The sequence below is a fragment of the Cellulomonas humilata genome (assembly GCF_013359775.1).
Classification (GTDB): Bacteria; Actinomycetota; Actinomycetes; order Actinomycetales; family Cellulomonadaceae; genus Cellulomonas; species Cellulomonas humilata.
In genome coordinates this window covers 80597-102976 of record NZ_JABMCI010000042.1, presented here as the reverse complement: position 1 = coordinate 102976, position 22380 = coordinate 80597, and the positions used below count along the sequence as shown (strand labels likewise).

24 protein-coding genes, 2 tRNA genes and 1 riboswitch are annotated in these 22380 nt (G+C 72.7%); of the genes, 14 read left to right on the top strand and 12 right to left on the bottom strand.

The features are described 5' to 3' along the window. A partial coding sequence (locus tag HP550_RS02955) for a LacI family DNA-binding transcriptional regulator (protein ID WP_175346101.1) occupies nucleotides 1-273 on the bottom strand: 273 nt, incomplete at its 3' end. Between the two features lie 138 nt (nucleotides 274-411). Here HP550_RS02955 and HP550_RS02950 point away from each other — a divergent pair. From HP550_RS02950 to HP550_RS02940, 3 genes are all read left to right on the top strand, one after another. Beyond that, entirely contained in the window at nucleotides 412-1710 is a 1299-nt protein-coding gene (locus HP550_RS02950) for a deoxyguanosinetriphosphate triphosphohydrolase (RefSeq protein WP_210767591.1), read from the top strand. A gap of 41 nt (nucleotides 1711-1751) precedes the next feature. After that, entirely contained in the window at nucleotides 1752-3683 is a 1932-nt protein-coding gene (gene dnaG / locus HP550_RS02945; RefSeq protein WP_175346099.1) for a DNA primase, read from the top strand. An 86-nt stretch (nucleotides 3684-3769) separates the two neighbouring features. After that, complete coding sequence (locus HP550_RS02940) at nucleotides 3770-4342, top strand: VIT1/CCC1 transporter family protein (protein ID WP_175346098.1); 573 nt, start codon at nucleotides 3770-3772, stop codon at nucleotides 4340-4342. Here HP550_RS02940 and HP550_RS02935 read toward each other — a convergent pair whose 3' ends face one another. Beyond that, nucleotides 4343-5140 (bottom strand): transglutaminase domain-containing protein, encoded by a 798-nt coding sequence (locus HP550_RS02935; protein ID WP_175346097.1) that lies wholly within the window; start codon nucleotides 5138-5140, stop codon nucleotides 4343-4345. A gap of 292 nt (nucleotides 5141-5432) precedes the next feature. On the opposite strand from HP550_RS02935, the gene HP550_RS02930 reads away from it, so the two are divergent. Continuing rightward, entirely contained in the window at nucleotides 5433-5849 is a 417-nt protein-coding gene (locus HP550_RS02930; RefSeq protein WP_175346096.1) for a transferase, read from the top strand. A gap of 62 nt (nucleotides 5850-5911) precedes the next feature. Continuing rightward, nucleotides 5912-6673 carry a deoxyribonuclease IV gene (locus tag HP550_RS02925; RefSeq protein ID WP_343047952.1) on the top strand — a complete coding sequence of 254 codons (762 nt, stop codon included), beginning with the start codon at nucleotides 5912-5914 and terminating at the stop codon, nucleotides 6671-6673. A 36-nt stretch (nucleotides 6674-6709) separates the two neighbouring features. Here HP550_RS02925 and HP550_RS02920 read toward each other — a convergent pair whose 3' ends face one another. Beyond that, nucleotides 6710-6892 carry a DUF1918 domain-containing protein gene (locus HP550_RS02920; RefSeq protein WP_175346095.1) on the bottom strand — a complete coding sequence of 61 codons (183 nt, stop codon included), beginning with the start codon at nucleotides 6890-6892 and terminating at the stop codon, nucleotides 6710-6712. 66 nt (nucleotides 6893-6958) lie between these two features. Then, entirely contained in the window at nucleotides 6959-7711 is a 753-nt protein-coding gene (locus HP550_RS02915; RefSeq protein ID WP_175346094.1) for a DeoR/GlpR family DNA-binding transcription regulator, read from the bottom strand. 46 nt (nucleotides 7712-7757) lie between these two features. Here HP550_RS02915 and HP550_RS02910 point away from each other — a divergent pair, with 46 nt between their 5' ends. Beyond that, nucleotides 7758-8147, top strand: a complete 390-nt coding sequence (locus HP550_RS02910) for a DUF4406 domain-containing protein (RefSeq protein WP_210767570.1) — start codon at nucleotides 7758-7760, stop codon at nucleotides 8145-8147. Between the two features lie 269 nt (nucleotides 8148-8416). Beyond that, nucleotides 8417-10303 carry a sigma-70 family RNA polymerase sigma factor gene (locus HP550_RS02905; protein ID WP_175346093.1) on the top strand — a complete coding sequence of 629 codons (1887 nt, stop codon included), beginning with the start codon at nucleotides 8417-8419 and terminating at the stop codon, nucleotides 10301-10303. A 22-nt stretch (nucleotides 10304-10325) separates the two neighbouring features. Here the strand turns inward: HP550_RS02905 and HP550_RS02900 are convergent, their stop codons facing one another. Next, entirely contained in the window at nucleotides 10326-10943 is a 618-nt protein-coding gene (locus HP550_RS02900; protein WP_175346092.1) for a GNAT family N-acetyltransferase, read from the bottom strand. Nucleotides 10944-10979: 36 nt separating this feature from the next. Then, complete coding sequence (locus HP550_RS22890; protein ID WP_175346091.1) at nucleotides 10980-11963, bottom strand: diguanylate cyclase domain-containing protein; 984 nt, start codon at nucleotides 11961-11963, stop codon at nucleotides 10980-10982. Here HP550_RS22890 and HP550_RS23190 point away from each other — a divergent pair. Together HP550_RS23190 and ppk2 are read left to right on the top strand one after the other, a co-directional pair. Beyond that, nucleotides 11857-12366 carry a zinc finger domain-containing protein gene (locus tag HP550_RS23190; RefSeq protein WP_425484415.1) on the top strand — a complete coding sequence of 170 codons (510 nt, stop codon included), beginning with the start codon at nucleotides 11857-11859 and terminating at the stop codon, nucleotides 12364-12366. The genes HP550_RS22890 and HP550_RS23190 overlap by 107 nt on opposite strands. 116 nt (nucleotides 12367-12482) lie before the next feature. Continuing rightward, on the top strand, nucleotides 12483-13412 hold the full coding sequence (ppk2, locus tag HP550_RS02890; protein ID WP_175346090.1) for a polyphosphate kinase 2: 930 nt from the start codon (nucleotides 12483-12485) through the stop codon (nucleotides 13410-13412). Between the two features lie 179 nt (nucleotides 13413-13591). On the opposite strand, the gene HP550_RS02885 is transcribed toward ppk2, so the two are convergent. Together HP550_RS02885 and HP550_RS02880 are read right to left on the bottom strand one after the other, a co-directional pair. Next, nucleotides 13592-13667: transfer RNA gene (locus HP550_RS02885), tRNA-Asn, on the bottom strand. Between the two features lie 48 nt (nucleotides 13668-13715). Next, the gene (locus tag HP550_RS02880; protein WP_175346089.1) at nucleotides 13716-14228 is read right to left on the bottom strand and encodes a hypothetical protein; all 513 of its coding nucleotides are present in this window, start codon (nucleotides 14226-14228) and stop codon (nucleotides 13716-13718) included. A gap of 151 nt (nucleotides 14229-14379) precedes the next feature. Between HP550_RS02880 and HP550_RS02875 the strand changes: the two genes are divergently transcribed. From HP550_RS02875 to HP550_RS02855, 5 genes are all read left to right on the top strand, one after another. Further along, complete coding sequence (locus HP550_RS02875) at nucleotides 14380-14820, top strand: COX15/CtaA family protein (RefSeq protein ID WP_175346088.1); 441 nt, start codon at nucleotides 14380-14382, stop codon at nucleotides 14818-14820. A 4-nt stretch (nucleotides 14821-14824) separates the two neighbouring features. Next, a complete protein-coding gene (locus HP550_RS02870; RefSeq protein WP_175346087.1) occupies nucleotides 14825-16306 on the top strand; it encodes a multicopper oxidase family protein in 1482 nt (493 codons plus the stop codon). 26 nt (nucleotides 16307-16332) lie between these two features. Further along, a tRNA-Ile gene (locus tag HP550_RS02865) sits at nucleotides 16333-16406 on the top strand. Nucleotides 16407-16488: 82 nt separating this feature from the next. After that, nucleotides 16489-17289 carry a DUF1206 domain-containing protein gene (locus tag HP550_RS02860; RefSeq protein WP_425484414.1) on the top strand — a complete coding sequence of 267 codons (801 nt, stop codon included), beginning with the start codon at nucleotides 16489-16491 and terminating at the stop codon, nucleotides 17287-17289. A 75-nt stretch (nucleotides 17290-17364) separates the two neighbouring features. Next, nucleotides 17365-17439: riboswitch (cyclic di-GMP riboswitch) on the top strand. 16 nt (nucleotides 17440-17455) lie between these two features. Beyond that, a complete protein-coding gene (locus tag HP550_RS02855; protein ID WP_175346085.1) occupies nucleotides 17456-17671 on the top strand; it encodes a BldC family transcriptional regulator in 216 nt (71 codons plus the stop codon). Nucleotides 17672-17734: 63 nt separating this feature from the next. On the opposite strand, the gene HP550_RS02850 is transcribed toward HP550_RS02855, so the two are convergent. From HP550_RS02850 to HP550_RS02835, 4 genes are read right to left on the bottom strand one after another with little or no spacing between them, the layout of a single operon-like run. Next, nucleotides 17735-18976, bottom strand: a complete 1242-nt coding sequence (locus HP550_RS02850) for an arginine deiminase (protein ID WP_175346084.1) — start codon at nucleotides 18974-18976, stop codon at nucleotides 17735-17737. A 37-nt stretch (nucleotides 18977-19013) separates the two neighbouring features. Beyond that, nucleotides 19014-19556 carry a TetR/AcrR family transcriptional regulator gene (locus HP550_RS02845; protein ID WP_175346083.1) on the bottom strand — a complete coding sequence of 181 codons (543 nt, stop codon included), beginning with the start codon at nucleotides 19554-19556 and terminating at the stop codon, nucleotides 19014-19016. Nucleotides 19557-19569: 13 nt separating this feature from the next. Then, the gene (locus HP550_RS02840) at nucleotides 19570-21570 is read right to left on the bottom strand and encodes a YhgE/Pip family protein (protein ID WP_175346082.1); all 2001 of its coding nucleotides are present in this window, start codon (nucleotides 21568-21570) and stop codon (nucleotides 19570-19572) included. Nucleotides 21571-21579: 9 nt separating this feature from the next. Next, the gene (locus HP550_RS02835; protein WP_175346081.1) at nucleotides 21580-22272 is read right to left on the bottom strand and encodes an ATP-binding cassette domain-containing protein; all 693 of its coding nucleotides are present in this window, start codon (nucleotides 22270-22272) and stop codon (nucleotides 21580-21582) included. Nucleotides 22273-22380: the final 108 nt, after the last annotated feature.

Below are 22380 nucleotides of genomic sequence, written 5' to 3'. Positions count from 1 at the left end.
GGTGAGCATGGTCTCGATGACCTGGGCGAAGGCGGGGAAGACGGGGTTGGACAGCTCGGGGACCACGAGGCCGACCAGGCCGGCGGAGCGGGTGCGTAGCTTCTCGGGTCGTTCGTAGCCCAGGACGTCCAGGGCGGCGAGCACGGCCTGGCGGGCTTGGGCGGACACGCCGTGCTTGCCGTTCAGGACCCGGGACACCGTGGCCGTGCTGACACCGGCCTGCTCGGCCAGATCCGTCAGACGGGTACGCACAGGCGGCAGCGTAGGGGACACCGAACCTCCTCGTCCGTCGCCGTTGATGTTGTCGCTGCGAGAGCGTTGCACACTCGCGCGCGCCAGTGGGGGACCGTCCGCCGAGCACCGCCGAGGCCACCCGTCGGGCCTGCTCGTTACGCTGGCCCCGTGACCGCACTGGACCAGTCTCTCGACGTCGACGGATACGTCGATGCCGACCGGGAGCGATGGGTCCAGGAGCCGGTCAAGTCGCGCGAGCGCACGGCGTTCGAGCGGGACCGTGCCCGGCTGGTGCACTCGTCGGCGCTGCGGCGTCTCGGGGCCAAGACGCAGGTGCTGGGGCCGTCGTCCGACGACTTCGTCCGCACACGCCTGACGCACACGCTCGAGGTCGCGCAGGTAGGCCGGGAGATCGGCAAGGCACTGGGCTGCGACCCCGACATCGTCGACACCGCCTGCCTGGCGCACGACCTGGGGCACCCGCCGTTCGGGCACAACGGGGAGCGCGCGCTGGCGCACCTGGCCAAGGACATCGGTGGGTTCGAGGGCAACGCCCAGACCCTGCGGCTGCTCACCAGGCTCGAGCCCAAGGTCGTGGCCCCCGACGGTCGCGCGGTGGGGCTGAACCTCACCCGCGCCAGCCTCGACGCCTCGGTGAAGTACCCGTGGCGGCACCTCCAGGGTCCGGTCAGCGCCGCCAGCGGCCGGCCGACGCACAAGTTCGGTGTGTACGAGGACGACCTCCCGGTGTTCGAGTGGCTGCGTGAGCAGGCACCCGACGGCCGCAAGTGCCTCGAGGCGCAGGTCATGGACCTGGCCGACGACATCTCGTACTCCGTGCACGACGTCGAGGACGCCGTCGTGGGCGGGCGCCTGGACCTCGAGGTGCTCGCGGTCCCGAATGAGCGTGATCGCGTGGTCGAGGCCGTGCAGACCTGGTACGGCGACGCGGTGACCGCCGACGGTCTCCAGGACGCGATGGACCGGCTCCTGGCGGCACAGCTGTGGCGCCCGGGCTTCGACGGCTCCCGCGCCGCGCTCGCGTCCCTCAAGGACTCCACCAGCCAGCTGATCGGCCGGTTCGCCAAGGCCTCCCAGCTGGCCACCCGGCAGGAGTACGGACCCGGCCCGCTCACCCGGTACGCGGCGGACCTGATCGTGCCGCACGAGACCCTGGCCGAGATCCTCGTGCTCAAAGGCCTCGCGGTCGCCTACGTCATGGCCCCGCGCGAGCTCGAGCCGCTCTACCACCGGCAGCGCGAGGTGCTGGTGGACCTGGTGCACGTGTTGTCCGAGCGTGCACCGATCGCCCTGGAGCCCCCGTTCGCCGCGGACTGGGCGGAGGCGGCCGACGACGGCGCACGCCTGCGCGTGGTGATCGACCAGGTGGCCTCGCTCACCGACGTGTCGGCCGCCGAGCTGCACGCGCGGCTGGTCCACCCGCCCCGGCACGGAGGACCCCCGGCACTGGTGTGAACCCGGTCCGGCGGGTCGGCGCCGACGCCTAGACTCCTCGCGTGGCAGGTCGCATCCGGCGGGAGGACGTGGAGGCGGTCCGCGAGCGCGCCCACATCGAGGAGATCGTCGGCCAGCACGTCACGCTGAGGTCCGCGGGCGTCGGCTCGATGAAGGGGCTGTGCCCGTTCCACGACGAGCGTTCCCCGTCCTTCCACGTGCGCCCGCAGGTGGGTCGGTACCACTGCTTCGGCTGCGGCGAGGGCGGCGACGTCATCGACTTCGTGCAGAAGGTCGACGGCCTGGGCTTCTCCGAGGCGGTCGAGTACCTGGCCGGCAAGGTCGGGCTCCAGCTCCGGTACGAGGAGGGCGGCGCCCCGCGTCCCGGTGAGGAGCCGGGAAAGCGCCGGCGACTGATCGAGGCGCACAAGGTGGCCGAGGAGTTCTACCGTGAGCAGCTCAGCACCCCCGCCGCCGCGGCCGGGCGCCAGTTCCTCGCCGAGCGCGGGTTCGACCGCACGGCCGCGGCGGACTTCGGCGTCGGGTTCGCACCCCAGGGCTGGGACTCGCTCATGCGGCACCTGCGCGGCCGCGGGTTCACCGAGGCGGAGCTCACACTCTCCGGGCTGGTCAGCCAGGGGCAGCGCGGCGTGTACGACCGGTTCCGCGGTCGGCTGGTGTGGCCCATCCGCGAGCTGACGGGGGAGACGGTCGGCTTCGGCGCGCGGCACCTCTTCGAGGAGGACCAGGGGCCCAAGTACCTGAACACCCCCGAGACGCCGCTCTACAAGAAGTCGCACGTGCTCTACGGCATCGACCTGGCCAAGCGGGACCTCCAGCGCGACAAGCGCGTGGTGGTCGTCGAGGGGTACACCGACGTGATGGCGATGCACCTGTCGGGCGTCGGCACCGCCGTGGCCACCTGCGGCACCGCGTTCGGCTCCGACCACGCGCGGATCGTGCGCCGCCTCATCGGCGACTCGGGGTCCAGCGGGGGAGTGCAGCTGGCGTCGGGCGCCTCGGTCGGCGGGGAGATCATCTTCACGTTCGACGGCGACGCCGCCGGGCAGAAGGCGGCGCTGCGGGCGTTCGGCGAGGACCAGTCGTTCTCGGCCCAGACGTTCGTCGCCGTCGAGAAGTCGGGCATGGACCCGTGCGAGCTCCGCCAGGCCAAGGGTCCGGACGCCGTCCGCGCGCTCGTCGCGGGCCGGACGCCGCTCTACGAGTTCGTCATCCGCTCCACCCTGGCGTCCTACGACCTGCGGACCGCCGAGGGCCGGATCGGTGCCCTGCGGGCCGCCGCCCCGATCGTGGCCGGCATCCGCGACGCGGCGCTGCGCCCCGAGTACACGCGCCTGCTGTCCGGCTGGCTGGGCATCGACGACCAGGACTCCGTGCGGCGTGCCGTGCAGGGGGCCTCCCCGTCGAGCCGACCGGCGACCACCCGCACCGAGCGGCCGTCGTCCGAGCCCGTGCCGGTGCCCGTCGCGCGCATGCCCGTCCCGGACCGGCGGGACCCGGTCGCGCAGATCGAGCGGACTGCGCTGGAGGTCGTGCTCCAGCGACCCGACCTCGTGGCCGCCGACTTCGACGAGCTCCCGTCCGACGCGTTCGGCGCGCCGGCCTACCGCGCCGTGCACGAAGCCATCCGCGCGGCCGGCGGACTGACCGTCGCGCGGCCCCTGCTCCAGAGCTCCGGCGGGTCGACCGGCTGGGTGGGTGCCGTGATCGAGCAGGCGGCCGGACCGGTCCGCGCCCTGGTCACCGAGCTGGCCGTCGCGCCGCTGCCCGAGGACCGGCCGGAGTCGCTCGAGGGGTACGTGAAGGGTGTCGTGCTCCGCCTGGTGGAGATCGGCTTCACCCGGCACATCGCGGACCTCCGCGGTCGCCTCCAGCGCATGGACGCCGAGGCCGACCCGACCGCCTACCAGGCCGCCTTCGCGGAGCTCGTCGAGGTCGAGGGTCGCCGCCGGAACCTGCGGGAGAGCGCCTGACATAGGTGAGGCAATCCTGCATCACCGCAGGTCAGGGCAGCCTTTGCTTCGGTGACAACGCGCCGCGGGGTGCTTACCGTGGGCGTATGACGGTCCTCCAGACGCACCGCACCGCCCCCACGCTCCAGAGCCTGAACTGGCTGCGCGCCGGTGTCCTGGGCGCCAACGACGGCATCGTCTCGGTCGCCGCGACCGTGCTCGGCGTCGCCGGGGCGGCCACGCCGGTGGGCACGATCGCACTCGCCGGCATCGCCGCGCTGGTCGCGGGTGCGCTGTCCATGGCGGCGGGGGAGTACGTGTCGGTGAGCAGCCAGCGCGACGCCGAACGGTCCGCCGTGCGGCGGGGCCGGGTCCTGCCCACCCTCGTGGTGACGGGACCCGAGGAGTACACCAACCCGTGGCATGCGGCGGTGGCGTCGCTCGGCGCCTTCCTGGTCGGCGGACTCGTCCCGCTCCTGGTGGTCCTGGCGCCCTGGGGTGCCGTCCGGGCGCCGGCCACGTTCGCCGCGGTCGTCGTCGCCCTGGTCCTCACCGGACTGGTCGCGGCGCGGTTCAGCGACGCCGAGCCGCGCCGGGCCGTCCTGCGCAACGTGCTCGGCGGCTCGATCGCGATGGCCGTGACGTACGCGGTCGGCTCGCTGGTCGGGCTCTCGATCTAGTCAGCGCAGGGCCACGAGTCCCGTGCTGTCGCCGGTCGGCAGGAGCGCGTGCACGGAGGCCGTGACCGTCATCGCCCGGATCGAGAGCTGACCGCCGTAGTAGGACAGGAACGCGGTGTCGGTGGCGTCGCGGCCGGTGGCGATCCGGACCAGCGACTCGCGTCGCGCCATCTTGGTCGCGTCGACCACGTGCCACGCCCCGTCCACGTACGCCTCGGCGACCGCGTGGAAGTCCATCGGCTTGAGTCCGGGAGCGTAGACGGAGGCCAGGCGGGCCGGGACGTCCTTGGCCCGCAGCAGCGCGACGACCAGGTGCGCGAAGTCGCGGCACACGCCGCGGCGCTTGAGCAGGGTGTCCGTGGCGCCGTCGGTGGGCAGGCTGGAGCCCGACAGGTACGTGACGTGCCCGCTGACCCAGGCGACGACCGCGTCGAGCAGCTCGGGCCCCTCGAGGCCCTTGAACTGGTCCCGGGCGAAGGCCAGCAGCCGGTCGGAGTCCGCGTAGCGGCTGGGCCGGCGGTACTCGACGAGATCGACGTCGTCGATGGCCGGCAGGTCCGCCTGACCCGTGATCGTGGCCTGGTAGTCCACCACCAGACGGCCTGCCGGAGTCAGCACGCGGTGCATGCGACCACCGTGGGCCATCTTGACCTCGGAGACGTCCAGGGGCCCGTCCTCGTGGCGTACCGAGAGGATCTCGGAGCGGTCGTAGGCGCCGTCCGCGACGGCGACGGAGAGCAGGATCTCGAGCGGGGCGCGCACGTCCAAGGACAGGTGCGAGGTGACGGTGCGCAGCACGGCCGGGGTCCTTTCCCGGCCATCGGCGGCCGGACCATCCAAGGGGGCAGGCGCAAGTGTGAGGCTCCCGGGGCGATCCGTCCAGCCCGCGGACAGACCTCCCTGAAGGCGCAGGTCAGAGGCCTGTAGGGCGACCGCGCCGGGGGCTCCTTCGACCCGGGCGCGGAGCGTCGCTGGCGACGTGTCCGAGGCCTCCGGCCCGGTCCGATCGTCGTCGTCGCGGCTGGAATCCTTCGTGGCCCTCGTTCGTTATGTCAACCGAGAATGATGACGACTAGCGACGAGGAGCACCATGACCCGACGTACGGCAGGCCGCGTGGAGTTCGAGGACGACCAGGGCCAGGTGGTCCGGTACCTGCGCCACGACAACGGCCGGGGTCTGGTGGCCCCGACGGCGCGCGTCCACGAAGGAGCCTGGCTCGCTGACACCGCCTACGTCGAGGCCGGTGCGGTCGTCGGGGACGGGTCCCGTGTCGGCGCCGGCAGCTGGATCGACGCCGGCGTCGCGATCGGCGAGGGCGTGACGATCGACCGCAACGTGCACGTCGGGGCCGGCACCCGCGTCGGCGACGGGGCGCGGATCGGACCCGGTGCGCGGATCGGCCGGGACGTCCTGGTCGAGCGGCGGGCGCGCGTGGAGCCCGACCAGCTGGTCGACGACGGCACGCGGGTCCGTCGGCGCGGCTCCGGCTACGGCATGGCCGCGTAGCCCGACCCCGGGCTGTCACACCGCTGGACTAGCCTGGCGCGAGTCGAGCGGAGGGAGACGACGTGGTGCTCATCGGCGCCCACGTGCGAGGCGACGACCCGGTGGCGGCGGCCGCCGAGACAGGCGCGGACTGCGTTCAGCTGTTCCTGGCGGACCCGCAGGGGTGGAAGAAGCCGGTGCCGCGGGACGACGCGGCCGCGCTGGTGGCCTCCGGCCTCGGTGTGTACGCGCACGCCCCCTACCTGGTCAACGTCGCGTCGACCAACAACCGGATCCGCATCCCGAGCCGGAACATGATCGCGCAGCACGCGGCCGCGGCGGCGGAGCTCGGCGCGCGAGGACTCGTGGTGCACGGGGGGCACGTGGGCGACGGCGACGACATCGCCGTCGGGATCGACAACTGGCGCAAGACGTTCCAGCGCGCCACGTTCCCCGTCCGGGTGCTCGTCGAGAACACGGCCGGCGGGGAGAACGCGTGCGCGCGCACCCTCGACCGGATCGCGATGCTCTGGGACGCGATCGGCGAGTACGACGTGGGCCTGTGCCTGGACACCTGCCACGCCTGGGCCGCGGGGGAGGACCTCGAGACCGTCGTCGAGCGCGTGCGAGCCATCACCGGCCGGGTGGACCTGGTGCACGCCAACAGCTCGCGCGACCCGGCCGGCTCCGCGCGCGACCGGCACGCGGGCTTCGCCACCGGCACGATCCCGCCCGAGCTCATCGCGCACGTCGTCCGGGAGGCGGGGTGCGACGCGCTCGTGGAGACGCCGTCGGAGAGCCAGGCGGAGGACATCGCCTTCCTGCGGGCGGCCCTCGCAGGCTGATCCGCTCGCTCGCCCACAGCGTGCTCGCGGCACTCGTCAGGGCGTCGTCCGCACCACCGTCAGGTCCGGCCCCGGGAACACGAGCGTCTCGTGCCCGTCGTCGAACCGCACGACGTACGGACCGTCGGCGCCCCGCGCCTCGATCACCGTCCCGCCACGGTCGGCCGTCCCGACGGTCCGGCCATGGATGACGACCTTGTCACCGACCTCTGCGTGCATCGCCCTCACCTCACTCCCCAGGCTAGGACGACTTGCCCCCGTTCGTCCCGTGCCGCGGGGAGGAGATCAGGCGCGCAGCACCTCGACCCCGACGCGCTGGAGCTCGGTGAGCACGGGGTGCGCCGGGTCGGCGTCGCTGACGATCCCGGCGACCTCGTCGAGCCCGAGGACGCGGAACGGTGACCTCGCGCCGATCTTCTCCTCGCTCGCCATCACCCACGTCTGGGCGGCCCGACGCGAGAGGGTGCGCTTCATCGCGGCCTCGTCGACGTCGCCCGTCGTGAGACCCGTGTCGGGCCGGACGCCGGTCACGCCCAGGAGGAACAGGTCGGCCGTGACCTGGGACGCCGCCTCGGCGGCAGCCGCGCCCGACGCCACGACGGAGTGCTTGAACAGCCGGCCGCCCAGCAGGAACACCTCGGCCGGGTGGTCGACCAGCGCGACGGCGATCGTCGGGCTGTGGGTGATGACGGTGAGCCCGTCATCGCGCGGCAGCATCCGGGCGACCTCGAGCGCGGTGGTGCCGCCGTCGAGGAGGAGCGTGCTGCCCGGCTGGACGAGCTCGAGGCAGGCGGCGGCGACGCGCTGCTTGCTGCCCGTGGCGATCTCCTGCCGGCGCGCGTAGCTGGCGGCTGCCGGGGCGATCGGGATGGCCCCGCCGTACACGCGCTGACAGAGGCCGGCGACGGCGAGCTCGCGCAGGTCGCGCCGGATCGTGTCCTCGGACGTGTCCAGCTCGACCGCCAGGTCCTTGGCCACGAGCCGCCCGTCGGCGCGGAGTCGGTCCAGCAGCAGGTCCTTGCGTTGCGCGGCCAGCATCTGCACGATCCTCCATGATTGTTCCGACTCGTGCATACTACTGCACATGACGACTGCACCCATGCTGATCCTGATCGCCGGCCCCTACCGCTCGGGGACGGGTGACGACCCCGCGCTGATGGCCCGGAACCTCGACCGTCTCGGAGAGGCCGCCTGGCCCATCTTCCGGAGCGGCCACATCCCCATGATCGGCGAGTGGGTGGCGCTTCCCGTGCTCCGGAGCGCCGGCGCGGACGGTCCGCTCAGCCCGCTGGCCCAGAGCGTGATGTACCCCACCGCGGAGCGCCTGCTCCAGCACTGCGACGCGGTCCTGCGCCTGGAGGGCGAGTCCACGGGGGCCGACCAGGACGTCGCGATCGCGGAAGAACGCGGACTGCCCGTCTACCACCGTGTCGAGGACATCCCGGGCTACGTGCCCGAGCCGGCGGCGGTCTGAGCCTCGACCGGACCTGCACCTGGTGCAGGTGCGCCGTCCAGGTGTCGCGGGGCATCGCCGCGATGACCGGTGAGCGGGCCTCGAGCTCGGAGTAGCCCATCAGCTCGTGCGAGTCGCCGGAGGTCAGGTCCATATCTGCCCAGTGCGCGCACGACCAGGTGCCGCAGTTCTCGTTATCGTCTGCCTTCCGTGAGGTCTCCTCTTCGTGTGGCCGGAGGACGAACGCCGCCGCGCGATGATGGTCCCGCCCTGGAGAGGTCTGCCCGCCGATGTCGTTCCCCCCGGACACCGCGACCGTCGTCGCCGCGCGCGACGGCGACCCCGAGGCGGTCGACCGCCTCGTCGCCGGGTACCTCCCGCTCGTCTACGCGATCGTCGGCCGGGCACTGCGAGGGCACGCGGACGTCGACGACGTCGTGCAGGACACGATGCTGCGGGCGCTGCGAGGGCTCGGTGACCTGCGCGACCCGGCGGCGTTCCGCTCGTGGCTCGTCGCGATCGCCGTCCGGCAGGTGCGCGAGCGCCACCGGGTCCAGGGGAGCGCGCCGGACCCGCTGCCCGAGGACGACCGTGACCCGGGTGCCGACTTCACCGACCTCGCGATCCTGCGGCTCGAGCTCACCGGTCAGCGGCGGGAGACCGCGGAGGCGACGCGCTGGCTCGACGAGGACGACCGCGAGCTGCTGTCGCTGTGGTGGCTCGAGGCCTCGGGCGAGCTGACCCGCCCGGAGATCGTCGACGCGCTCGACGTGACCCCCCAGCACGCAGCCGTGCGCATCCAGCGCATGAAGGGCCAGCTCGAGACGGCGCGCGTCGTCGTGCGGGCGCTCGCCGCCTCGCCGCCGTGTATCGACCTGCTCGCGGTCACGACGGGGTGGGACGGGCGCCCGGCGGCGCTGTGGCGCAAGCGGATCGCGCGGCATACGCGCGAGTGCCCGCAGTGCGCGCCGGCCTGGCACGGGCTCGTGCCGGCGGACCGGCTGCTCGTCGGGGTGGGTCTGGCGCCGGTGCCGTTCGTGCTGAGCGCCCTCCGGGACGGCGTCGAGGCGGCCGGCAGCTCGCCTCTCGGCACGCCGGCGGCCGGTGGGCATGCTGCGACCGGGCACGGACTCGCGGGCAAGCTCGCACTTGTCGGCGGGACGACGGTCGGGCGCGGGATCCTGGTCGCCGCCCTCGTGACCGCCACGGTCGCCGGAGTCGGGACGGCGGTCGCCGGCGACCGACGGGACGGGCAGCGCGCGCAGGCCGCGGTCACCCGCACGCCGACCCCGACATCGTCCTCGGTGGAGAAGACCGCCGCCCCGACACCCGATCCGACGCTGGTCACGCCTGAGGTCGTGGCCCCTGCTCCGGAGGTCGCCGCGCCGGTGGTCGAGACGCCGGCGGAGGCGCCGCCCGTGGCGACTCCCGTGCAGGCGGCGGCGACCTCGGCGAAGAAGGGCGTCGCGACCTGGCAGTTCGACGGCCTCACGGGGGCGCTCGACGACGTCGGCGCCGGCTGGTACTACAACTGGTCGGCGTCGAACGCCGACATGCCCGGGCCGGACGACGTCGAGTTCGTCCCGATGATCTGGGGGCGGGACTCCGTCACCGACGCGAACCTCGCGAAGGCGACCGCCGAGGGGTCGACGCTGCTCGGCTTCAACGAGCCGGACCTCGCCGAGCAGTCGGGCATGGGCGTCGAGGAGGCGCTCGCCGCGTGGCCCAGGCTCGAGGCCACGGGGATGCGGCTCGGCAGCCCGGCGGTCGCCTGGGGCGGGAACACGCCCGGCGGCTGGCTCGATCGGTTCATGACGGGCGCGCACGCACAGGGCAGGCGCGTCGACTTCATCACGCTGCACTGGTACGGCTCCGACTTCAGCGACGCGGCGGTCGGGCACTTCCTCGGCTATGTCGACGCCGTGCACGAGCGCTACGGACTCCCGATCTGGGTCACCGAGTACGGCCTGCTCGGCGGGGGCTCGAGGTTCCCGACGGGGGCCCAGGCTGCCGCGTTCATCGAGGGGTCGACGGCCGGGATGGAGTCGCGTCCGTACGTCGAGCGGTACGCGTGGTTCGGGCTGCCCGCGGTGGGGGACAGCGTCGCGTTCGGGCTCTACACCGACGCGACGACGCCGACCGAGGCCGGGAGGGCGTACCGAGCCGCGGGCTCGTGACGCGTGGCGTGCCCGTGCGCGGTCAGGGCGCCGTTCTGGTGCCCGCGGGGACCTCGGTGGTCATCACGCAGTTGCCCTGGCCCTTGGGGCGCTGATAGGTGAATCCGAGCTGCTCGTACATGGTCCGTGTCGCGTTGTAGAGGAACGACGACGAGGTCTTCTTGCCCGGTGGCAGGTCGTGCGGATACGACTCGACCAGGCCACCTCCTGCCGCCGAGATCAGCGCGAGCGCGCCGCGGACCGCGATCGATGCCATCCCCGTGCGCCGGTAGTCGCGGTCCACGAACAAGCAGGTGATCCGGAAGTCCGGCCTGCGCGGGACACCTCGTTCCCACTCCTTGCGGTGCTGGATGTTCGGGAGCTCGTCGACCGTCCCGTACTGGGCCCACGCCACCGCGGTGTCGCCGTCGAACACCAGCGCCGCGTGCGAGCGACCGGCCTCGACCAGCTGCCGCTTGAACTCCCGGTTGCCGAGTGCGCGGCGCTCCTCGATGGGGTCCGGGTAGAGGTGGAAGTGGGTGCACCAGCAGCCGCCCCAGACGCCGTTGTGACGTTCCGCCAGGTCCGCGAACGCGTCCCAGGTCGCAGGACTGAGCGGCTGGATCCGAAAACCGTCGACGACGAGGTCGCGATCGTCCATCTCCGCGACGATAGCCGCGGCGATCCGGCGCGACAATCAGCTGCCGGACTCGAGGCCGGGACGCGGCCGGATCGGAGCCCGCTCGGCCTTCTTGCGGCGCATGTCGCGGTGCAGCTCCTGGAGCAACAGAGGGCCGTCTGCCCACGCCTGCAGGCTCACGGCGGCGACCGCCCGGACCGGCGGCCACTCGCCGTCGGCGAAGCCGGGGGGAGTGGCGGCCAGCGTGCGGAGCGCGCGCTGCCGCAGCTCCTCGGCGACCTCGCGGGCGCGTTCGTCGGGCACGGCGGGCAGCACCGCCACCACGAGGATCTCGTCGTCGCCGAGCCGACCGAGTACGCAGCCTCCCGGGTAGGCGCCCGTCAGCGCCTGCGCCATGGAGGCGAGCACGCGGTCGCCGTGGGGGAGGCCATGGGCCGCGTTGAGCAGGCCGAAGCCTGCGATGTCGATCAGTGTGACCGCCAGTCGTTGGCGGGAGCCCCGGATCTCGTGCGCCCATGAGGCGAGCGTGTGCTCGAGGAAGTGGCGGTTGACGAGGCCGGTCGTCCGGTCGCGGATGCCTTGGTCAGCGAGCGCGGCGGCGAGGGAGTGCACGAGCTCCGCTGTCCCTGTCGCCGACCAGAGATCGGAGCGGACGACGACGTCCTCGAACCGGGACTCGGGCGGTCGGGCCATCGCGAGCAGCGCCGCCTCGACGACGGGTGACGACGCGTCGACGACGAGCGGCTCCCAGTCGGCCACGGCACGCGCTGGGCGACGCGTCAGGACCGCTCGGCCGTAGCCCAGTCGGCCGGCCATGGCTGCGTTGAACCGCGATCGCGTGATGAGCCCGATCCGGTTCGCTGCGTTCCGGTCGATGACGCCGATCCGCAGGAGCGCCGGATCGAGGAAGAGCGGTTCGATCTCGTGCACGGGCGTGTCGGCATCGACCGCGTGCAGCGGGACGGCGAGGGTTCCCACGAGGTCGGAGGACGGGACTGCGCCGGAGCGCAGGTCACGCAGCAGGGTCTGGACGTCGGCCACGGTCCGAGCGTCGTCCCTGAACCCGCAGGTCGTGAGCGTGTTCCGCGAGTCGACGGCCAACGTTCACGCGGGCGTCACCGGGAGAGCGGCGCCCCACCGGGCCTCCAGCTCGAGCACGGACGCGCGTCGTCGAGATCATCACGTACGTCGTCGTGCACCGCGAGGGCGCAGCGACGTGCCTCTCCGGCTCGGTCCAACCCAGCGAGCCCCCGACCGCAGCCCGGCGTGGCGGGCCAGGCCGAGCTGTTCATCTTCCTGGCTTAGGGTCCGGCGCATGACCAAGCCGCTGGATGTCGAGTGCCCCCGGTGCCACGCCGCACCGGGCAAGTCGTGTCGCACTGCCGATCGCGTGAAGCGTGATCCCCACCGCCGCCGACGCGAGGCAGCGGAGCGCAAGAAGTAGCCGCTGGGACACCGTCAGGTCCCCGGGCCACGTTCTGTGGAGAAGGTCCGAGAACAGCCATCATGAAGAGACGTCGCTGGCGTCGCAGTCGGGCCGGCCGTCAGGAGGAGGATCCGATGGACTTCCCGCTCGATCTCGGCGCGATCGCACCTGACGCCGAGGACAATCTGCGCGAGTACATCGACCGCCTGGTGGCCGAGGGCTACAGCGTTGCCGGCGGCGAGGGAGCAGATCCCGTGCTCATCGACCCGGGCGGCAAAGCGGTCGAGACGTGGCGCGAGGACTACCCCTACGGCGAGCTCATGGATCGCGAGGAGTACGAAGAGACCAAGTACCGCCTGCAGATCGAGCTCCTCAAGCTGCAGTACTGGGCAGAGGACAACGGCGAGCGGCACATCATCGTGTTCGAGGGCCGCGACGCGGCCGGCAAGGGCGGCACGATCAAGCGCTTCGTCGAGCACCTGAACCCGCGCGCAGCACGCGTGGTCGCGCTGACCATGCCCACCACCACCGAGCAGGGCCAGTGGTACTTCCAGCGCTACGTCAAGCACTTCCCCACGCAGGGCGAGATCGTGCTGTTCGACCGGTCCTGGTACAACCGTGCCGGCGTCGAGCGAGTGATGGCGTTCTGTTCCGACGACGAGTACGCGGAGTTCATGCGCCAGGCTCCCGACTTCGAGAGGCTCATCGTCGACGCCGGCACCCACCTGACGAAGTTCTGGTTCTCCGTCACCCGCCGCGAGCAGCGCACACGGTTCGCGATCCGTCAGATCGATCCCGTCCGCCGCTGGAAGCTGTCACCGATGGACCTCGAGTCCCTCGGTCGCTGGGAGTCGTACTCCGTTGCGAAGGAGGCCATGTTCGCCGGGACGGACACCGATCACGCGCCGTGGATCATGATCCGCAGCAACGACAAGAAGCGCGCCCGGCTCAACGCCATGCGCTACTTCCTCAGCCAGTTCTCCTACGACGGCAAGAACGAGGACGTCGTCGGCGATGTCGACCCGTTGATCGTGCAGCGTGCCCGCAACTCCGTCGGCGACTGACTGATCACCTGACCGAGGGGTCAAGCAACGCCAGGCGGGTCTGTGGCAGCTCGCTCCTGGCCGCCGCGGCCCGCTGCTCGGTCTGCCGGATCTGCTCGGCGACCATCGTGAGCTCGGGCACGTCTGGGGCACGACAGCACGAAGGCCCCCTCGAAAGGGGGCCTGACCTGCGGTGATACTGGCTCCCTCGACTGGACTCGAACCAGTAACCGTCCGATTAACAGTCGGATGCTCTGCCAATTGAGCTACGAGGGATCGTGCGGGAAGAAACTCTAGCAGCCGCTGCGGGGTGCCCTGGACGCGTCAGCGGGGGAGCCCGACGGCGTCGCGTACCTCGTCCTCGGCCGCGTCGACGATGGCTGCCACGGCCGGGTCCGACAGGTCGATGGACGCGTCGCCGAGGACCTGCGTGAACATCCGGCCGTCCTCGTCGCGGCGCAGGACGACTCGTGCGCGGTGGTCGCCGGGGAGTGTGACGGACGCCGCATGCACGACGGACTGCTGCACCCGCTCCCGGAACGTCTGCGAGAACGCGTACGACCCGGGCACCCCCGCGAAGGTCAGCTGCTCGGACGCGCCCGACACCCAGCGCAGGGTCATGGTGCGGGTGGCGGCGTCCAGGGAGCCGTGATCGACGTCCGACCAGGGGTGCCGCACGACCGGCCCGTCGGGTCCCAGGAGGTGCAGAGCCCGCCGTGAGGCGACCGCGCGCCGGCCGTCGGCCAGCTCGGTGCTCACCAGGATGGTGTCGCCCGGGTGCAGGTCGAGGCGACTGCGGTCGGCAGCGGGGATCCGGCGTCGGGAGAACAGGGCCACGACCTCACGGTACCCGCGTGGCTGCTCCCGACCGCGTCCGCGAACGACCAGAAACCGGGACGAAGTATCTGATTGCGCCCCCGAGGATCTTGGAGGGAGGCGCGGCCGTTCCCGACCGCGTCCTGGGAGCGCAACGGGATCGAGGGATGACATGAAGACTGCGTATCGGGTGCTCGCCTACCTGGTGGCCACCGGGGTGTTCGTCCAGGCCGGCGCCATCGCCTACGCCTGGTTCGCCACGCTGAACGACCTCGACGGTGGAGCCGTCATCGACTCGGACTGGGAGGGGAACCTCGGGCATGCGATGCACGGGATCGTGGGCACGATGGTGATCCCGCTGCTCGTGATCGCGCTGCTCATCGTGTCGTTCTTCGCCAAGTTCCCCGGTGCGGTCCGCTACGCCCTGATCATCCTGGGCCTGCTCGTGCTGCAGATCGTGCTCGCGTTCGTGGCCTTCGGTGCACCCGTGGTCGGCGCGCTGCACGGGGCCAACGCGCTCGCGATCCTCGGCGTGAGCATCACGGCCGCCCAGCGCGTGCCGCGGAGCACGACGACAACCGACGCCTCCGCCCCCGCCAACGCCGTCGCCTGAGCCGATGACCGAGCGGGAGGCGCTGGGCCGACGTCGGCGGGTCGTCGCGGCCGTCGTCGCCTCTCTGCTCGTGCTCGGCCCGCTCGCCTGGTTCTGGTGGTCCAGCCTGGTGCCGGCGAACGCGTCGGTGATGGACATGGGCTATCCCGACACCGGTGGTGGCCCCGCGGCGGCGTCCGGCCACGGCCACGAGCCCGAGGACGGACCGCGCGTGAGCGTCGCGACGCTCACCGGGCCGTCCGGCGGTGTCCCGGACGTCGAGCTCACCCTGACAGCGGACGCCGGACCGATCGAGGTCGGCGGTCGCACCGTCGCCGGCTACACGCTCAACGGGACGTCCCCCGGCCCCACGATCGAGGCGGTGGTCGGCGACCTCGTCCAGGTGACGCTGGTCAACCGCTCGGTGCCCGACGGCACCACCCTGCACTGGCACGGGGTGGACGTGCCCAACGCCGAGGACGGCGTCGCCGGCGTCACGCAGGACGCCGTGCCCGAGGGCGGCTCGCACGTCTACCGGTTCGTCGTCGAGTACGCCGGCACGTACTGGTACCACTCGCACCAGGTGTCCCACGCCCAGGTGCGCGGCGGGCTGTTCGGCGCGCTCGTCGTCCGGCCAGCCGCACCCCAGGAGGGCGTCGAGGCCGTCGCGGCCGTCCACACCTACGGTGCGGTCCCGACGGTCAACGGCTCGACGGGGGACCTGCGGGTGGACGCGGCGGCGGGGGACCGCGTCCGGGTCCGGGTGGTGAACACCGGGTCGGGAGTGCTCCGCGCCTGGGTGCCGGGGTCCGGGTACCGGCTCCTCGCGCTCGACGGACGGGACCTGCACGACCCCGGCCGCGTCGCCGAGCAGGCCGTCCTGATCGGTGGCGGCGGTCGCGCCGACCTCGAGGTGACCGTCCCGGACGACGGGTCGGTCCGGGTCCGGCTCGGCTCGCAGTCGGTGATCGTCGGACCCGCCGACGACGCACCCGACGGCGACGATCCGCGCAGCACCCTCGACCTGCTCACCTACGGCACGCCCACCGACGTCGGCTTCGACCCGCGCGCCGTCGACCGCCGGTTCGACTACGCGATCGGGCGCCGCCCGGGGTTCGTCGCCGGTCGTCCCGGTCTCCAGTGGACGATCAACGGCCACACGTACCCGGACGTGCCGATGTTCGTCGTCAGCGAGGGCGACGTCGTCCGGATGATCCTGCGCAACTCCAGCGGTCAGGGCCACCCGATGCACCTGCACGGCCACCACCTGCTCGTCCTGTCGCGGGACGGCGCGCCGTCGACCGGCAGTCCGTGGTGGACGGACTCTCTGGAGCTGGCGGCGGGGGAGTCCTACGAGGTGGCGTTCGTCGCCGACAACCCCGGCGTCTGGATGGACCACTGCCACAACCTGCCGCACGCCCAGCAAGGCCTCGTCGCGCACCTGGCCTACACCGGCGTCGACACGCCCTACGTGCTCGGCGGGGACCTCGACAACACGCCGGAGTGAGGCCTCGGTAGGGTGTGCGGTGCCTCGGGGCAGTAGCTCAGCCGGTCAGAGCAGCGGACTCATAATCCGTGGGTCGTGGGTTCAAGCCCCACCTGCCCCACCCTCGCCCGAGCTCTCCGGTCGCCGGACGGCTCCCCTCCTGCCACGATCGGCGCGACGGGGGCCAGGCCGAAGGAGATGCAGTGGTGGCGACGAGCAGCACGGAGAACGCGCAGCGCGGCTGGGAGCTCGCGGCGCGGGCGGGGTACGCGGTCAGCGGGGTGCTGCACATCCTCATCGGGGTGCTGGCGCTCCGGGTGGCGCTCGGCAGCGGCGGCGAGCAGGCGGACCAGTCGGGAGCGCTCGGCACGATCGCCGCGACACCGTTCGGCAGCGTCGTCCTGTGGTTCTCGGTGGTCGCCTTCCTCGCGCTCGGCGCCTGGCAGGTGGCCAAGGCGATCCACGGCTCGCCCTCGGGCGGTGGCTCGGGTGGCGCGGGGGAGCGGGCGAAGGCGGCGGGCCGCGCGGTGGTGTACCTCGCCCTGGCCCTGACCGCGCTCAGCTTCGCGCGGGGAGGCGGCTCGTCCAGCTCGGCCCAGACGGCGGACGCGACGGCCAAGCTCATGGGGGCACCCGGAGGCCGGTTGCTCGTGGCCGCGCTCGGCCTGGCGATCGTCGCCGTCGGGGCGTACCACGTCTACAAGGGCGCGAAGAAGAAGTTCCTCCAGGACCTGCACCGGCTGCCGTCCGGCACGGCGGGACCGGTCGTGCGGCGGCTCGGCGTGGTCGGCTACGTGGCCAAGGGTGTCGCGCTCGCGATCGTGGGTGTGCTCTTCGTCACGGCCGCCGTGCAGGCGGACCCGTCGAAGGCCACCGGGCTCGACGGCGCCCTCCATACCCTGCGTGACCAGCCCGCGGGCGTGGTCCTGCTGGTCATCGTCGCGCTCGGGTTCGTGGCCTACGGGGTGTACTCGTTCGTTCGCGCCCGGTATGGCCGGATCTAAATCACCCGTTTGCGCGCGAAACGTGCGGTCGGGGTTCTTGCACGCGCGTCCAGTTTCGGGCATAGTTCCTTTTGTCAGCGACAACGGCAAACCCGCTGCAAGGCGGGGACGCAAAGCCACGGGGCCCACTGGGCCAGCCGAGCTACCGAACGACAGGAGATCCATCATGGCTGTCACCACCGACGCCCCCCTCTCGCAGGGCGCTCTGCTCACGCCGGGCGAGGTCGCCGTGCTCTTCCGCGTCGACCCCAAGACGGTCACGCGCTGGGCGCAGGCCGGCAAGCTCTCGGCCGTCCGCACCCTCGGCGGCCACCGCCGTTTCCACGAGGCTGAGGTGCGTTCGCTCCTCACCGGCATTCCCACGCAGCGCGCGGCGGACTGATTCAGAACTTCCGCTAGACGAAAAGGGCCCTTCCCGACGTCGGGAAGGGCCCTTTTCGCATTCCTAGACCGGGTCGCGGCTGATCGGGCAGGTCATGCAGTGGCCGCCGCCGCGCCCGCGCCCCAGCTCGGCCCCGCGGATCTCGATGACCTCGACGCCCGCCGCCCGCAGCAGGGCGTTGGTGGTCGTGTTGCGGTCGTAGGTGAAGACGACCCCCGGCTCCACGGCGACCGCGTTGTTGCCGCTGTCCCACTGCTGCCGCTCGGACGCGTAGGCGTCGCCCCCCGTCTCGATCACGCGCAGCCCGGGCAGGTCCAGCGCCCGGGCGACGACGTCCACGAACCGCGCGCCCCCCTCGTCCGTGATGTGCACGCCGCCACCGTCGCCGGGGCGCAGCGTGAACGGGTGCACCGCGTCGACGATCCTCGGGTACAGGGTCACCACGTCGCGGTCGGCGAACGTGAAGACCGTGTCCAGGTGCATCGCCGAGCGGAGCTTGGGCATCCCCGCCACGACGACGCGCTCCGCGGCCCCCTGCGCGAACAGCGCGGCGGCGAGCTGGGTGATGCCCTGGCGCGACGTGCGCTCGCTCATGCCGACCAGCACGGTGCCGTTGCCGACCGGCATGACGTCGCCGCCCTCGATGGTGGAGCGGCCCCAGTGCCGCTCGGGGTCTCCCCACCACACGGTCGACCCCGCGAAGGCAGGGTGGAACAGGTAGACCGCCTTCATCAGCAGGGTCTCGTCGTGGCGCGCCGGGAAGTACAGCGGGTTGAGCGTGACGCCGCCGTACAGCCAGCACGTGGTGTCGCGTGTGTAGAGGGTGTTGGGCAGCGGCGGCATGACGTACTCGCGGGCGTCGGGCGAGGACTCGGCGAGCGCGAAGTGGTCGTCGTCGAAACCGCCCGTGATGTCGGTGGTGGCGAGCCCGCCGATGAGGAACTCGGCGAGGCGGGCAGGCTCGAGCCGCTCCAGGAACTCTCGTGCGTCGTCGACCAGCTCCAGTCCGACGTCGTCCGGCACGATCTTGCGGTCGAGCAGCCAGTCGCGGGCACCGGGCGCGGCCATCGTCTGCGCGAGGACCTCGTGCAGCTCCAGCACCTCGACGTCGCGCGCCCGCAGCTGCGCGACGAAGGCGCGGTGGTCGCTGATCGCGTTCTCGACCCAGAGCACGTCGTCGAACAGGAGGTCCGCCGCGTTGGTGGGCGTCAGGCGCCGGTGGGCGAGACCGGGCTCGCAGACCAGGACCTTGCGCAGGCGTCCGACCTCGGAGTGGACGCCGTTCGGTGCGGGCTCGTTCGGCATCGCGGGGCCTCCACGGCGTGTGTCGGGCGGGGAACGCTCAGTGCACCGTAGCGAGCACGGCCGCCCGGACGTCGTCCAGAGTGCGCTCCGGCTGGAACACGAGCCACTCGAGCCCGGCGAGCAGCGTGGCGCCGAAGAGGGCGGCGGCGGTCAGGGTGGCGTCGCGGTGGGGCCACGTGTCGGCGACGACGGCGGCGAACGCGCCCATGGCCTCCTCGCGGACGAGCCGGATCGAGTCCTGCCAGCTGCGCCCGGTCCGGAACGTCTCCGCGACCATGAGCTTGGCGAAGTCCGGGTGGCTGCGGATCTGGCCCAGCAGCTCGGTGACCAGGGCGTCGAGCGCGTCACGTCCGTGCAAGCCGACGGTCGCACCCCGCAGGGCGACGGTCAGCCGCCCCACGCCCTCCGTGATGATCGCCTCGAACAAGGCGGACTTGGAGCCGAAGTTGTAGAACACGCTGCCCTTGGCGACGCCGGCGGCCGACGCGATGTCGTCGACCGACGTGGCCGTGAAGCCGCGGTCCGCGACGAGGGCGAGCGCCGCCTCGACGATGTGCTCCCGGGTGGTCGTCGTGCGCATGGGCGTCAGCCTCTCAGATGCTCAGAGCGGGGTGGAGGCGTGCGACGGTCCAGGTCCGCAGGCGCCCGGCCTTCCACGCCGTCACGGCCAGCGAGGCGGTCGTCAGCCCCACGAGGAACACCACGGCTCGCCACAGGCGGGCATCGGGCGTGCCGGTGATCAGGTCGCGCAGCCCTTCGACCGCGTAGGTCATGGGCAGGAGCGGGTGGATGGCCTGGAAGAACGCGGGGGTGGTCTCCACGGGATAGGTGCCGCTGGCCGACGTGATCTGGAGCATGAGCAGCGCGATCGTCGCCACCTTGCCCGCCGCCGACCCGAGGACGGCCAGCAGCATCTGCTGGACTGCCAGGAACGTCGCGGCGACCAGCAGGAGGAACGCGATCGTGCCCACGGGGTGCCCGATGCTCAGCCCGAGGCCGAACCCGACGACACCCAGCAGCAGGAGCACCTGGCCGGCACCGATCACCAGCGACGGCAGGTAGCCCGCGAGCGCGACGCGCCACCCGGACGCCGGCGTCGCCAGCGCACGCGTGGGCAGCGGCCGCAGCAGGAGCCAGGTGATGAGGCCGCCGACGAAGAGGGCCAACGGGATGAACAGGGGAGCGAACCCCTCGCCGAGGCTGGCGGCGGGGGCCACGTCCTCGTCGTCGATGGCCACCGGCGTGGCGAGGGCGTCCGCGCGGGCGGTGCGCTGCGCGTCCGTGTCGTCGGGGATCTGCGTCGCGCCGTCGGTGAGCCCGTCAGCCAGCTGCTGGGCGCCCCCGCCCAGCTGCCCCGTGCCGGTCGCGACCTGGGTGGCGCCGTCGGCGAGCGTCGCTGTCCCGGTCGCCAGGCCGGCAGCGCCCGCAGTCAGCGCGTCGGCGCCATCGGCGGTCTGCTGGGCGCCCGAAGCGAGCGAGGCCGAGCCTGTGGCGAGGGTGCCGGACGAGTCGGCCAGCGTGCGCAGACCGGTGCTGAGCGCCTGCGCGCCGTCCGCGGTCTGCGCGGCGCCGGCGTCGAGCGCGTGCAGCTGGTCGGTCATCGTCGCCAGGTCGCCCTCGTCGGGCAGGTCGGTGCTCGCCAGACCGGCCAGCAGGGCCGCGGCGGTCGGGTCGCCCGCGGCCGCGCGTGCGGAGAGGTACCCGCCGACCTGCGTGAGGCCGTCGGCCAGGGCGGGCAGCCGACCGGTGAGCGCGTCGACCTGCTGCACGGTGGTGTGGACGCCGTCGGCGACCTGCCGCGTCCCCGCGGCCAGCGTGGTGCTCGAGCCGGCGGCCGTGCTCGCACCGGCGGCGAGCCGGGAGCTGCCCGTGGCGAGCCGGGTGGCGCCGTCGGCGACCTTCCTGGCCCCGTCGTCCAGCGCGGTCGCCCCGGACGCGAGCTGCGCCGCACCGTCGCGGGCCTCGGTGGCACCGTCGGCCACCTGCTGAGCACCGTCGCCCAGCTGTGCGGACGCATCGCGCAGGGAGATCGCGCCGTCGGCGGCCTGGAGCATCCCGTCACGTGCCGAGCCGAGCCCGATCAGCACCTGGTCCACGGCCTCCTCGCCGGCGGTCGCGGCGACGGCCTCCCGGACATGGTCCATGGCGGTGCGGCCCAGCGTGGTGCCGATGAACGAGTTGGCGTCGTTGTAGGTGACGCCGATCTGCGCCGCCGTCGGGTGGTCGCCGGCCGCAGAGGCCAGGTCCGCGGAGAAGTCGTCGGGGATGGTGACCGCGAAGTAGTAGTCGCCGGCGCGCACACCCTGCGCGGCGTCGGCGGCGTCGGTGACCACCCAGTCGAGCGCCGCACCGTCGGTCAGCGTGTCCGCGAGGTCCTGGCCGGCGGTGAGCCGGGTGCCGTCGCGTTCCGCACCGGCGTCGGCGTTCACCAGGGCGACCGGCATGGCGTCCAGGTGCCCCGTCGGGTTCCAGAACGCCCAGAGGTACAGCGCGCCGTAGAGCAGCGGCACCACCAGCATCGCCGCGACGGCGAGCCGGGGGAGGCGTCCGCGGCCGAATCGGCGCAGCTCGGTGCCGGAGGTGAGGGAGAGCATCGCGAACCTTCAGTCGGTGGGGGCGTGCACGGGCAGGACGGTCCAGGCGGTGACGGCGGCCTCGTCGGGGTCGGCGCACGAGGCGATCACGGTGGTCCCGGCCGCGGCCAAGGCTTCGAGGCGGGACCAGACGATGCGCCGCCGCGCGGGGTCGTGCACCTGGTCGACGTCGTCGACCACGAGCATCCCGGGGCGCTGGGCGATGGCCAGCGCGATGCGCAGGAGCAGCGCGTCGACCTCGTCCAGGTGCCAGACGACGGTCTGCACGTCCGGCACGGGCAGGTCACCGAAGACCGGGGCGAGGGCGCGGTCGACCACTGACTGGTCGGCACGGCGGGAGCGGCGGTACCAGGGCGCCAGCCACGCCAGGCGCTCCCGCACGTGGGCGCCGACGGTCACGGAGTCGTCGAGCTCGTCGACGCCGGCGAACCCGGCGAGCGCGACCTGTCGCTGCACGAGCGAGCGCTGGGCGGGGAGGCGATGTCCCAGCACGACCAGCTCGGACGACGGGTCGGGCACCATGCGGCCGGCGAGCGTGAGGAGCAGGCTCGTGCGGCCGGCGCCCTGGGGCCCCTGGACCAGCGTGAGCGCGCCGGGAGCGACGTCGAGGTCGACAGGGCCGTAGACCGTGCCGCGGTCGCCGTGGAGCTCCAGCGAGCGCGCGGTCACCGCGGACGGCTGTTCGGTGGCTGGTGGGGACACGGGACGACTCCTTCTTGACTGACCGGTCAGTACAAAGAATAGATCCGGCGGGACGGAGCGGCGAGGCCGGCGGGTGTCGTTCTGCTCACACCGGGGTCGCAAGGACGA